The organism is Labrenzia sp. OB1 (assembly GCF_001624695.1).
GTDB lineage: Bacteria > Pseudomonadota > Alphaproteobacteria > Rhizobiales > Stappiaceae > Roseibium.
Window position 1 is genome coordinate 60,922 of the sequence record NZ_JSEP01000025.1, and the last position, 11,804, is coordinate 72,725.

Genomic DNA, 11,804 nt, shown 5'->3' on the forward strand with positions numbered 1-11,804 from the left:
ACTGTCCTGACTGGATGGTCTCGCGATAGGTCATCGCCGCCCCGGCCCTGAGCCGGGGCCTCGTTGTCGATTGCGGGTCCCGGCTGAGGGCCGTGACAGCCCGACGTTCGGGGGTCTTCATTTATGAGTTTACGCCCTAATGAATCAGCCGCCAGAGCCCCAGGGGTATGAGGTAAAGGCCAAGCAGCAGGATCGAGGCGAGGATCAGCCTGCGGAAGGCGGTCTCGGAGATTCGCCGGCGGATTTTCTGGCCAGTGAGGACGCCGGCAAGCGAGGGAACCACCAGCGCCAGCGACGCCAGGGCTTCGCGCCCGCCCATCAATCCGAACCCGCCCAGAGATGCCCCCAGCGCAATGGTCGACAGCAGGAACAGCAGTCCCATGGCCTGGATAAGCTCGTCCCGTTTCAAACCAAGCGCCTGGAGATACATGACGCCGGGCACCGAGTAGGACCCGGTCAATCCGGAGAGGATGCCGTTGATCAGCCCCAGTCCCACGCCAAGCGGGACTTCCAGCCTGGCGGGAATGCTCACGACAATGCCGATGAGCATGGGAACCGCATAGGCGACCATCAGCACACCAAGCAGCAGATCGGCCGCACCGTCCGGTATCTGCGTCAGGATGAAGGTGCCGGCGGACAGCATGGCAACGGCCGCCAGCAGGAACGGCCACAGGCGGCGCAGCAGCGGTTTGAGATATCCGCCGGACAGTGCTTGCCAGACATTGACGAGGAACGCCGGCCAGAGGATCAGCACCATGGCCTTTTCGACACCGACGAACACCGTCATCAGACCGAGACCGATCGTCGGCAAGCCGAAACCGACCAGCCCCTTGACGAATCCCGCCCAGATGAAGACCAGCACCGCGACGAGGATCAGCTCAGGTGAGACCGCCGTCAGCCCCGTCACGCCTTGGTTCTCCGTCTCATCCGAGCCTCTTCATTGCATTGGGTACTTCATTTTCCAAATCGCCGGATCCGAAATTCAAGGGTGTCGAACCCGTCCTGAATAGAACCAACCCGGGGATTGTCAAAGTCCCGGCCGCGAAAGTTGCTCTGGAAGAAGGCCAGGCGGCGTTCCACCTCCGAAGTGAAAGTGCTAACCTCCTGACATGACGTCCATCAAGCCTCCCAGACTGCCGAACGCATCCGCGCGGCGCCTCTTCCTCGACAAACATGGCCTTGGCAGCGCTCCGAAAGGAAATGGCAAGGGCGAAGACCTGGCGGCGGTCATCGACGAGCTCGGATTCGTGCAGGTCGACAGTATCAACACGGTCGCCCGTGCCCACCACATGATCCTTGCGGCTCGCAGACCCGCCTACAAGGAAAAGAACCTGAAACGGCTGCTGGAACGGGACCGGCATCTGTTCGAGCACTGGACCCACGACGCAGCCGTGATTCCGGCGGCTTTCTTTCCACACTGGCGCCTTCGGTTTTCGCGCGACAAGGAGAGGCTCATCGGGCGTTGGCGAAACTGGCGGCGCGACGGTTTTGAGGAAAAATTCGACGCGATCCTCAAACAGGTCAGCGCGCATGGCCCGGTTACCTCCGCGACGGTCGGCGAAGACGAAAAGCGCAGCAGCGGCGGTTGGTGGGATTGGCACCCGTCAAAGACCGCGCTGGAATTCCTCTGGCGTACGGGTGAGTTGTCCGTCTGCGGACGGGATGGGTTCAAGAAAATCTATGACCTGACCGAACGCGTCATTCCGGCGGAGCATCGGGCCACGCGTATCGACACCGGGGAGACGATCGACTGGGCGGCCCGCTCCGCGCTCGACCGGCTCGGGTTCGCCACCTCCGGGGAAATCGCTGCCTTCTGGGACCTGATAACACCACAGGAAGCGAAACTCTGGTGCCAGCGCGCTCTTGAGAAAGGCTCCATCGTGGAGATCGAAATCGAGTGCGTGGACGGTCCGCCGCGCAAGGCGTTCGCCTATCCCGAAACGCTGGAGACGCTGGACGCCCTGCCCGAGCCTCCGGCTCGCGTCCGCATCCTGTCCCCCTTCGACCCGGCGCTGCGCGACCGCAAACGCGCCGAGCGGCTCTTCGGATTTTCCTACCGCATAGAGATCTTCGTGCCCGAACCCAAACGTAAATACGGCTATTATGTCTTTCCGGTCCTGGAGCGCGACAGGATGATCGGCCGCATCGACATGAAGGTCTTCAGGGCCGAGGGGCGGCTGAACATCCGTGCGTTCTGGCCGGAAGACGGCATCCGCATGACCAAGGGCCGCCTTGCGCGACTGGAAGCCGAACTGGCAAGAACCGCCAGGTTCTCCGGCTGTAGGGATATCAGCTTCGAGAGTGCCTGGCTGCGCTGAAATGGCGCGGCCGTTCTACTGGCTCGCGGTAACCGGAGGGGTTAGTTTCAAAGTATCGAAACTATTTACTTATCGGAGACTGTCATGACAGTGGAACGGGGAATTCTCTTGGTCGTCGGCGTGCTGGTACTCGCCTCGGTGCTGCTCGCCGTTTACGTCAACATCAACTGGCTCTGGCTGACAGGCATTCTCGGCTTGCATCTGATACAGGCGTCCTTCACCGGTCTCTGCCCGGTGGTAATGACCCTGAAGAAGCTCGGTCTTCCGCAGAAGGCAGGGTTTGCCTGACATAACGCCGGTAGCGAAGTTTCCGGCCTCAATTGAGAGAAAACGCTCCAGTCGCATAAGGTGACGGAGTGGGTTGGCATTGCACGCCTCGGCGTCCCTGCGAAGGTAGGGATTTGGCTAGCGCTCCGACGCCGTCCATCATCTCCAGTTGAGAACCACCTTGCCGGCCTCGCCGGATTTCATCGCGGCAAAGCCTTCGTCGAATTGATCGACGGCGAAGCGGTGGGTGATGACCTTTCGCACATCAAGGCCGTTCTGGAGCATGGCGATCATCTTGTACCAGGTCTCGAAGATCTCGCGGCCATAGACCCCCTTGATGGTGATCGCCTTGAAAACGATCTTCGACCAGTCAACCGGTGACTTGCCGGGCGGAATGCCAAGCAGCGCGATCCGGCCGCCCATGACGAGATTTTCGACCATCTGATCCAGGGCCACCTGGCTTCCGGACATTTCCAGCCCGACGTCGAAGCCCTCGCGCATGCCCAGTTTCTTTTCAACGCCCTTTAGATCTTCTTCGGCGACATTCACCGGAAAGACGTCTGCGACCCTGGCAGCCAGATCGAGCCGCGCCTGGTTGATGTCGGTGATGACGACATTGCGCGCACCTGCATGACGGGCAACCGCCGCGGCCATGATGCCGATCGGCCCCGCACCGGTGATCAGCACGTCCTCTCCGATCAGGTCAAAGCTGAGCGCAGTATGTACCGCATTGCCGAGGGGATCGAGAATGGCGCCGATCTCATCGTCGATTTCGTCCGGCAGTGGCACGACATTGAACGCAGGCAAGCGCAGGTATTCAGCAAAAGCGCCCTGTTCGTTGACGCCGATGCCGCGGGTTTCCGGATCAAGGTGAAACTTTCCCGCCCGAGATTGACGGGAGTTCTTGCCGATCAGGTGCCCCTCGCCGGAACAGCGCTGACCGATCTGAAAGTCGGTGACGTTTCTGCCCAGTTCGACGATCTCGCCGGCAAACTCGTGACCGGTGATCATCGGCACGGGAACGGTCCGTGCCGCCCACTCGTCCCAGTTCCAGATGTGAATGTCGGTACCGCAGATGCCGGTCTTGTTGATTCTGATGAGAACATCGTCCGGGCCGATGTCCGGCACCGGTGCCCGCATCATCCACAGGCCCTCTTTCGGCTCGGACTTGCAAAGGGCCTTCATCTGGTTGCTGGTCATGACAGGGCCCCCGTCGCCTTGCCGGCTTTTTCGAAAGCTTCAAGTGCGCGGTCGAGATCGTCCCGGGTCAGCGCCGCGTTCATCTGCGTCCGGATGCGTGCCTGTCCCCGTGGCACCACCGGGAAGAAGAAGCCGGAGACGTAGACGCCCTCCTCGAAGAGTTGCGAGGCCATCGCCTGCGCCAGGTGTGCTTCGCCAAGCATCACCGGAATGATCGGGTGTTCGCCCGCCAGCAGCGTGAAACCAAGCTGTTCCAGCCCGGCGCGCCAGTAGCGGGCATTGTCGAAGAGGGCCCGGCGCAGCTCGTCCCCCTCCTCCACCAGCCGGATCGCCTCAAGGCCGCTCATGACGACCGCAGGCGGCAGGGAATTGGAAAACAGATACGGCCGCGCCCGTTGGCGCAGAAGGTCGATGACCGGCTGCGGTCCGGCGATGTAGCCGCCGATGCCGCCGCCCAGCGCCTTGCCGAGCGTCCCGGTGAGGATGTCGACATCAACGCCGAAATGGGCGGGTGTGCCTTCGCCCTTCGGGCCCATGAAACCGGTCGCATGGCAGTCGTCCACCATCACCACCGCGTCATAGCGATTGGCGAGTTCGGTGATACCGGGGAGATTGGCCAGATAGCCGTCCATCGAAAAGACACCGTCTGTGGCGATCATGATGTGCCGGCAGCCTGCCGCACGCGCTTCCTTCAGCTTTGCCTCAAGATCCGCCATATCGGAATTGGCGTAGCGGAAGCGCTTTGCCTTGCACAGGCGGATGCCGTCGATGATCGAGGCGTGATTGAGCGCGTCCGATATGATCGCGTCCCCGGGACCGAGTAACGGTTCGAACAGTCCGCCATTCGCGTCGAAACAGGCGGCGAACAGGATGGAATCCTCCTTGCCGAGGAATTTTGCCAGACGCTGCTCGAGTTCACGGTGAATGTCCTGGGTTCCGCAGATGAAGCGCACGGACGCCATGCCGTAGCCCTTGGGGCCGAGCGCCTTGCGTGCCGCTTCTTCCAGCGCCGGATGATCGGCCAGGCCGAGATAGTTGTTGGCGCAAAGGTTGATGACGTCCCGCCCGCCGACCGTGATGCGCCCGCCCTGCGGAGAGGTGATCAGCCGCTCGCGCTTGTAGAGTCCCTCGGCTTCGATCTCTTTCAGGGTCTCGGTGATATGGGTCAGGAAAGCGTCGGACACGGGACTTCTCCGGCAAAATGGAACTTTCATCCACTATGCCGGATTTTTATTCGGAATAAAAGATTCTCTTTCCATTATGACGGAAATTTGTTTCCGGGGCGGTTTTAGAACTTCACCACCAGCAATATGGCCCGCGCAGGTCCGTTGACCGCCTCGATGCAATGGGGCACGTCGGCCGCATAGCGGGCGGTGTCGCCCTTGCTGATGATGCCGCTGGCGACACCGGAGGTCACCTGCAGTTGCCCGTCTTCGGCGATCAGCTGCTCGCGGGTTCCCCGTTCATGCGGCCTGCTGTCGAGCACACCGCCCTGCGTGAATATCAGCTCATAGACCTCGTGGCGGCCGGCGTCCTGCGGCGGCGAGAGAATGCGGATCTTGCAGCCCTCTCCGGCGCGGTCCAGCGCCGGGGTCTGATGCTCATGCAGAATTTCGACCCGGTCCTCCGCGGTTTCCTCACCCAGCAGGCCGGCAAAGTCGACATTCAGCGCCCGGGTCAGATTGAGCAGCGTCGCGACGGTGGGATTGGATTCGCCGCGTTCGATCTGGCTCACCATGGAGCGCGAGACGCCCGAAAGCTTTTCTACCGCTTCGAGCGACAGCCCCTGTGCCCGCCGGGCTTTCTTGAGGCGCGCAGGCAAGCGCGCGAGAATATGCTTATCTGTCATGACGGAAGTAAAATCCGTTTGGGTAGACATTGCAATCGCAATGTCGCTTTTTGGGAGACCACGGGCACAATCAGGCCGGTCTTGAAAATTCATCCCGGAGCCAGTCAAGGAGCCCCTGAACTTCCCGGTGATTACCGGATCTGGTGCCCCGAAAAACCGAGATTTCAGTCGGGCGCTCTACGATTTCCCGACAGGGGCGTATCAACTTGCCTTCGTCCAGCAGACTCTCCACGGTCCGTCCCCAGCCCAAGGCCATGCCTTGACCTGCAACAGCGGCCTGAAGCACAAGCGGAAAGCTGTCAAAGGTGATCGTGCGGATGTCGCGCCGCAAAGGCGTACCAACGACGTTGAACCAATCCGGCCAATCCATCCAGTCCTTCGGAAGCACTCTGTGTGAGAGCAAGGGAAAATCTGCCATGTCCCCCAGGGACAGGGGAAGCTGTTTTCCCGCTATCAGCCTGGGGGACACAACCGGGAAAATCTCTTCTGATGCCGTGAAAGCGAGGCGGGCACTGCCCGAAGCGCGTCCGGAAGTCTGAATTGCAACGTCGAAGGGCTCGGTGGCTTGAGTCAATGGCGCCAGGGAGCTTACTATCCGAAGTTCAATACCCGGATTGCATTCGTGAAAACGCGACAGGCGCGGCATAAGCCAGTAAAACGCCTCACATAGCTGACAATGAAGCAGCAGCCCGCCCGGACGCCCGCCTCCACGGAGCTCGGCCGCTTCCGCCGCTATGTCGCCCAGCGCAGCACTCACCACCTCTCCGAACCGGCGTCCTTCTTCGGTTAGAAACACGGCCCGGTTCCGGCGCTCAAACAGACGAACGCCTAGATCCTCTTCCAAGGCGGCAATCTGTTTACTGACTGCGGTCTGAGTTTGCCGCAGTTCGAGCGCCGCCTCCGTGAAACTCTCCAGACGCGCCGCCGCCTCGAACGGGCGAAGACGTCCGAGATGAGGCAAGGCCCGCGTGATGTTTTCCATTCCAAAATCTCATCTATTTTAGACGATAATTCCATTTTCTAACATGTTGATGTCTGTTCTTCATCAATTATGGAATGGATAGCTTCAAATTTGAACCGACTGGATTCCCGCACGCTCGGCATCGTCTCGATTCTGTTTGCGGTCTTTTTGCTGTCGCTTTCCGACGCCTTCGTGAAAATCACGGGCGACCGTTTCGGTCTCGGGCAGATCGTTTTTCTGCGCTCGCTTGTGGCTGGTGCCGTGATCGCAGCCGCGATTTGCACTCTGACTCATCCGGCAAACCTACTTCCCAGGCGGCCGGCCTGGGTCTGGGCCCGCAGCCTCTGCCTCACCGGAGTGTGGTTTTGCTATTATGCAGCGCTACCCTCGATGTCACTTCCCCTAGCGGCAGCATGCTATTATTCCTCCTCGGCATGGATGGCGGTCATGTCGCATTTCCTGCTTCGGGAAAAGATAAGCCGACAGCAGTGGATCGCGGTTCTTTTCACACTTGCAGGCGTGGCGCTGGCGGTGTCACCAGAGGTGGGCACTCTGACGTTGGTGACACTCCTGCCTCTGCTCGCGGCTCTCTTCTATGCAATTGCCGCCATCCTCACCCGCAGCAGATGCCAGTCAGAAGCCCCCATGGTTCTGGCATGGAACCTGAATGTGACACTCGTAATCTCCAGTGGCGCGGTCCTTCTCGGTATTGCGCAGTTTATGCCTGACGAACAGGACGCGTTCGCCCTTGCGGTCTGGCAGCCCTTGATGCCTGAAGACTGGTTTGTGTTCGCTGTGCTCGGCGTTTTTCTCGCGATCGTCGCAACAGCCGTCGCACAGGCCTACAGACTGGCGCCGTCGCCGACCGTAGGCGTCTTCGACACGACATATCTTCTGTTTGCTGCTCTTTGGAGCGTGATCCTGATTGGCGAGTTGCCCACAGCGCGGGAAACGGGAGGAATGGTTCTGGTTGCGGCCGGCGCGTTCCTCATGTCCGTTAAAATGCACAACACCGAACAATAGCCCAATACGAACAAATGATCCCGGGGCCAGATGATCCGCCGCGCGCGGCGCGATGCGATGCCTCGTGCAGGCCGTACAAAACCGGCATTTATGCTGTACGGCTTGAGCGTCCTGCGTGCCCTCCTGATCCCCGGCATCGTGCAGGCAATCCACCAGGACGGTGAAGTCATGATAAGGATCGGCTCCGTGCTCACCATCTTGACCGTGCTGCTGTTTTTCGTCACGATCCCGCGCCACAGAGAAGTTCAATCTTTCCGTGTCGCGGCTACGTCCGGGCGCCGCCTATGCCACGGGTGCACCGCAGCGTACCCCTCTCACAGTAACCGAGGATCTCGGACTCGCCCGTAGATGCCGTGAAACCGTCGCTTCCGGGGCTCATCCTGTCGCATATGAAACAATTGCTGCACTGCCCTCACCCGTAGCGTTCATGCAAAGGGGGCACAGCGGTCTCAGTCCACTTAATCCCCGATAAATCAGAAAACGCTTGGAGCAAGAGCCAATGGCCAGCGATATCGACATTGCCCGTGCCGCCAGCATGAAACCCATCACGGAGATCGGAGCGCGGCTGGATATCCCCGAAGAGGCACTTCTGCCCTATGGCCGGACGAAGGCCAAGATTTCCGCGGATTTCCTGAAAAGCCTCAATGGCCGCAAGGACGGCAAGTTGATCCTGGTCACCGCGATCAACCCGACCCCTGCGGGTGAAGGCAAGACGACGACCACGGTCGGCCTCGGCGACGGTCTCAACCGGATCGGCAGAAACGCGATGATCTGCCTGCGCGAACCCTCGCTCGGACCCTGCTTCGGCATGAAGGGCGGCGCGGCCGGCGGCGGCTATGCCCAGGTGGTGCCGATGGAAGACATCAACCTGCATTTCACCGGCGATTTCCACGCGATAACCTCGGCGCACAATCTGCTCGCCGCGCTGATCGAAAATCACATCTACTGGGGCAACGAGCTCGAAATCGACCAGCGCCGGGTCACCTGGCGGCGGGTCATCGACATGAACGACCGGGCGCTCCGGTCCGTCGTCTGCTCTCTTGGCGGTGTCGCCAACGGCTTTCCGCGCGAATCCGGGTTCGACATCACCGTGGCTTCGGAAATCATGGCGATCCTCTGCCTGGCGACCGATCTCGACGACCTGCAGCGGCGTCTGGGCAACATCATCGTTGCCTACCGCCGCGACCGATCGGCAGTAACCGCCAGGGACCTGGAAGCCGATGGTGCGATGACCGTTCTCCTGAAGGAAGCGCTGCAGCCGAACCTGGTCCAGACGCTGGAAAACAATCCAGCCTTCATCCACGGCGGCCCCTTCGCCAACATCGCCCATGGCTGCAACTCCGTGACCGCAACCGCGACCGCCCTCAAACTGGCGGATTTCGTCGTCACGGAAGCCGGGTTCGGCGCCGATCTCGGGGCGGAAAAGTTCTTCGACATCAAATGCCGCAAGGCCGGGCTGCACCCGGATGCCGTCGTCATCGTCGCCACCATACGCGCGCTGAAAATGAACTGCGGTGTCGGCAAGGACGATCTGGGAGCCGAAAACGTCAAGGCCGCGACCAAGGGCTGCGCCAACCTTGGCCGTCACATCGAGAACATCAAGCAGTTCGGCGTTCCGGCGGTTGTCGCCATCAACCACTTCACGGCGGACACGGAAGCAGAGGTTCAGGCGGTGAAGGACTATTGCGCCGAACTCGGCGTCGAGGCGATCCTCGCCACCCATTGGGCCGACGGTTCGGCGGGCACGGAAGCGCTGGCGGAACATGTCGCGGCACTTGCCGAAAGTGGCACGGCCCAGTTCGCACCGCTGTATGACGACGACCTGTCCTTGTTCGAGAAGATCGAGACCATCGCCAAGCGAATCTATCGGGCTGACGAGGTCCTGGCGGACAAGTCCGTGCGCGATCAGCTCAGGCGTTGGGAGGCGGACGGGTTCGGCCATCTGCCGGTCTGCATGGCCAAAACGCAGTATTCCTTTTCGACGGATCCGCAACTGCGGGGTGCCCCGACCGGCCACAGCGTCCCGGTGCGCGAAGTGCGCCTGGCCGCCGGCGCCGGGTTCATCGTGGCGATCTGCGGCGAGATCATGACCATGCCCGGCCTGCCGCGCGTGCCATCAGCCAATCACATCCGGCTGGATGACAACGGGCAGATCGAAGGGCTTTTCTAGGACACGAACCTCGCCTCGCTCCTGTCCGCGAAACAAGTGCGAGGCGTCAGGTCCACCCTCAGCTTCGAAATGGGCGAGCGTTCCTCGTGCGCGCACTGCCGTTTTTGCTGTGCCCTGCGGCACAGGTGGCCCTTCGTCAATTGTCGTAACCTTTGGCTGATGATCTCGAAGAGAGGTTTCGCGCGACCAGAATATCAAGCTTGCCGGAGCAGATGCCTCGTTCGGGAAGCGCTCCGCCTGATTGCAGAGTGCCTGAACAGCGGGCCTCGGGATTTTCCCGGCAACAACTGCCAAAGGAAGCTTTCCCATGCCGTTAATGGGTTACGATCAGTATCTCATCTATCTTAAAAACTACGAGACGAAGCACTGGTACGGGCGAGGCTTTCGCCAATCCCTCACGATGCAGCCTGTGACTGAAGCCATGAAGATGCCGGCTGGTCCAGGACGCAACTTTGCGGTTCTCACTGCTATCGCCAAGGTGAGAGTGCTGGCTTCCAGGGGCAAACAGGATCAATACGGCGAATTGCTGGAAAAACTGGAGCGGCAGATACAGACAAGTGGGCGGCGCGATCTCGATCTAGATGACCCAGCAGTGAGCGGTTACGTAGGCGCTGGTGTCACTGTAAAGAGATACCAAAACGACAACCGCACCCAGTTGGTGATGACACGCTTGCGTGCCAACTCTTTCAGGAATGCGCTCAGCAGCACACCGCTAATGGCAAGGATGTGGGCGCTCCGGCGCCGGCTTCCGCTCGTCTCCTATGTCGGCATCACTGACCTTACCACGATGCGCTGCTACATGGCCCCGGCTTACTGCCGGAAACCGCCAAGAAACAGCCGAGCCGCGGAGAATTATATAGAAAACTATGGTCCTGACGACGATGGCGTCATGAATATCATCCATCCTCAGGCTAGCATGAACATGAACCCCGAGATTACCGCAAGTCAGATCCTGAGCATCGACAAAGACATACCGATTTACAATTTTCCGGCAAACCCGTTCAACCCTCTCACAAACGATCCGGACTGGATGGCCCAGATCAGCAGTCTCATTGACGGCCAGGCACACGGGAGCCTTTGCGCTCTTGCCGGCAGCCGCCAGGAGGAGTGCCTTGGCTGGGCTCTGAAATTCGACGGGTCCCTTACGAAGGTGAAAATGCGGTTTGCATCGGGCAGGAACAGTTCAAAATTCAACAACACCATACAAAGTCTTACAGATCACCCTGGAAGGGACATGAACATGAACTATGCGTTCTCCCTTGCGGACTGGGTCCGCAGGTGCCTCGGCGGCTCGAATCTGGAGCTTAAGATCATCAATTCACCTCGAAGCGGAAAGAACACCTGGGCCGCCAACTTCGCGGTGTCACCCTGACGAATACCTTGTGAGAGCGCTGTCGGCTTCCAGCCGCTCCGCCCACAAGGCCTCCCTGTTCACGCTCACCGCGTCCTGAGCCATCGGCTGGCGATGCCCGGTTCACCGGAGACATAGCTCATCCGGCCCCCCCGCGCCTGTCCGGCGCGGCTCGTACAGGCAAGCGCATCACGCTCGTCGGCGCAGACCGGACGGGAAATGACCTCATATCCCTTTTGCGTCATGCAGCGGTTGAACTGTCGCGCACGAAGCGCGTCATTGGGATCGTAGCTGGTCACTGTCGCCGCCCCCCCAAGCTGTAGCGGGAAAAGCCGTTACGGAACCCACGCGTGATACCTCCATAACCGTAACCGGCCGATTGTTACCGCGGCGATTGGGCCTTGACGCGGGCAATGACGTGGGGATCTGAGACGAAGTCATCGAGGAAGCCGTTCCAGTTTTCGGTTGAGCTTCTGGCTTCGGCGAGCATGTCTTTCAATTCGTGGATGCCGTCGTCGGTGAGCGCTGTAATATAGTCGTCCTGACCTGTTTGGACGCTGACGATGCTGCCATAGGTCAGGTTGTCATCGTTTTCGACGATGGCCTCCAGGAGCTCGAGGTCTTCACCTTGCAACTGCGCGACACAGGCGAGTGTGGTGACATGA

12 protein-coding genes are annotated in these 11,804 nt (G+C 60.3%); 5 read left to right on the forward strand and 7 right to left on the reverse strand.

What is annotated here, in order from left to right; all coding sequences use genetic code 11:
• Positions 1-136 precede the first annotated feature (136 nt).
• Positions 137-907, reverse strand: coding sequence for a sulfite exporter TauE/SafE family protein (locus tag OA90_RS23910; RefSeq protein ID WP_068418712.1), 771 nt, complete (start codon positions 905-907; stop codon positions 137-139).
• 202 nt (positions 908-1,109) lie between these two features.
• Between OA90_RS23910 and OA90_RS23915 the strand changes: the two genes are divergently transcribed.
• Entirely contained in the window at positions 1,110-2,318 is a 1,209-nt protein-coding gene (locus tag OA90_RS23915; RefSeq protein WP_068418716.1) for a crosslink repair DNA glycosylase YcaQ family protein, read from the forward strand.
• 84 nt (positions 2,319-2,402) lie between these two features.
• Complete coding sequence (locus OA90_RS23920; protein ID WP_068418719.1) at positions 2,403-2,606, forward strand: YgaP-like transmembrane domain; 204 nt, start codon at positions 2,403-2,405, stop codon at positions 2,604-2,606.
• 138 nt (positions 2,607-2,744) lie between these two features.
• Here OA90_RS23920 and tdh read toward each other — a convergent pair whose 3' ends face one another.
• The 4 genes from tdh to OA90_RS23940 form a co-directional block, all read right to left on the reverse strand.
• On the reverse strand, positions 2,745-3,785 hold the full coding sequence (gene tdh, locus OA90_RS23925; RefSeq protein WP_068418723.1) for an L-threonine 3-dehydrogenase: 1,041 nt from the start codon (positions 3,783-3,785) through the stop codon (positions 2,745-2,747).
• Positions 3,782-4,969, reverse strand: a complete 1,188-nt coding sequence (locus OA90_RS23930) for a glycine C-acetyltransferase (RefSeq protein WP_068418726.1) — start codon at positions 4,967-4,969, stop codon at positions 3,782-3,784. The genes tdh and OA90_RS23930 overlap by 4 nt, the downstream gene beginning before the upstream one ends.
• A 104-nt stretch (positions 4,970-5,073) precedes the next feature.
• On the reverse strand, positions 5,074-5,634 hold the full coding sequence (locus OA90_RS23935; RefSeq protein WP_068418729.1) for a helix-turn-helix domain-containing protein: 561 nt from the start codon (positions 5,632-5,634) through the stop codon (positions 5,074-5,076).
• A gap of 70 nt (positions 5,635-5,704) precedes the next feature.
• Positions 5,705-6,616: a LysR substrate-binding domain-containing protein gene (locus OA90_RS23940; RefSeq protein WP_068418732.1), complete on the reverse strand. Its 912-nt coding sequence runs from the start codon at positions 6,614-6,616 to the stop codon at positions 5,705-5,707.
• Positions 6,617-6,706: 90 nt separating this feature from the next.
• On the opposite strand from OA90_RS23940, the gene OA90_RS23945 reads away from it, so the two are divergent.
• The 3 genes from OA90_RS23945 (at position 6,707) to OA90_RS23960 (ending at position 11,160) form a co-directional block, all read left to right on the forward strand.
• Positions 6,707-7,618 (forward strand): DMT family transporter, encoded by a 912-nt coding sequence (locus tag OA90_RS23945; protein WP_244274704.1) that lies wholly within the window; start codon positions 6,707-6,709, stop codon positions 7,616-7,618.
• Positions 7,619-8,117: 499 nt separating this feature from the next.
• The gene (locus OA90_RS23955; protein WP_068418741.1) at positions 8,118-9,788 is read left to right on the forward strand and encodes a formate--tetrahydrofolate ligase; all 1,671 of its coding nucleotides are present in this window, start codon (positions 8,118-8,120) and stop codon (positions 9,786-9,788) included.
• Between the two features lie 307 nt (positions 9,789-10,095).
• Positions 10,096-11,160: a hypothetical protein gene (locus OA90_RS23960; RefSeq protein ID WP_068418745.1), complete on the forward strand. Its 1,065-nt coding sequence runs from the start codon at positions 10,096-10,098 to the stop codon at positions 11,158-11,160.
• A gap of 65 nt (positions 11,161-11,225) precedes the next feature.
• Here OA90_RS23960 and OA90_RS28705 read toward each other — a convergent pair whose 3' ends face one another.
• Positions 11,226-11,438 (reverse strand): hypothetical protein, encoded by a 213-nt coding sequence (locus tag OA90_RS28705; RefSeq protein WP_156510616.1) that lies wholly within the window; start codon positions 11,436-11,438, stop codon positions 11,226-11,228.
• Positions 11,439-11,521: 83 nt separating this feature from the next.
• Positions 11,522-11,804: hypothetical protein (locus tag OA90_RS29105; protein ID WP_244274682.1), on the reverse strand; the 283-nt coding region annotated here is incomplete at its 5' end.